This is a genomic window from Bradyrhizobium jicamae (genome assembly GCF_001440395.1).
GTDB classification, from domain to species: Bacteria; Pseudomonadota; Alphaproteobacteria; order Rhizobiales; family Xanthobacteraceae; genus Bradyrhizobium; species Bradyrhizobium jicamae.
The window spans coordinates 7,879-8,083 of record NZ_LLXZ01000213.1 but is presented as its reverse complement, the minus strand read 5'-3'; the positions used below and the strand labels follow the sequence as shown (position 1 = coordinate 8,083).

Sequence of the window (205 nt, the reverse complement as noted above, 5' to 3'; positions counted from 1 at the left end):
CAGTGCGCGCGCCATGATGGCTTCCACCGCAAAATGGCGGGACGACATTTCAGGCGCAATCGTCACGTCGGGGACCAGCACCCTCTATTCGGTCTCATCCAACCAAGGCTTTACGTCCTTGGCGGCGATGAATGGTCAAATCGTCGCCTTTACTCCGCATGTCACGAACGCAGCCAGCCCGCAAATAAACGTTGACGGCCTAGGG

General features: G+C 58.0%; 1 pseudogene. It reads left to right on the top strand.

The features are described 5' to 3' along the window. Positions 1-13: 13 nt before the first annotated feature. Positions 14-205: pseudogene (locus CQ12_RS45760) on the top strand (phage tail protein); the annotation flags it as partial.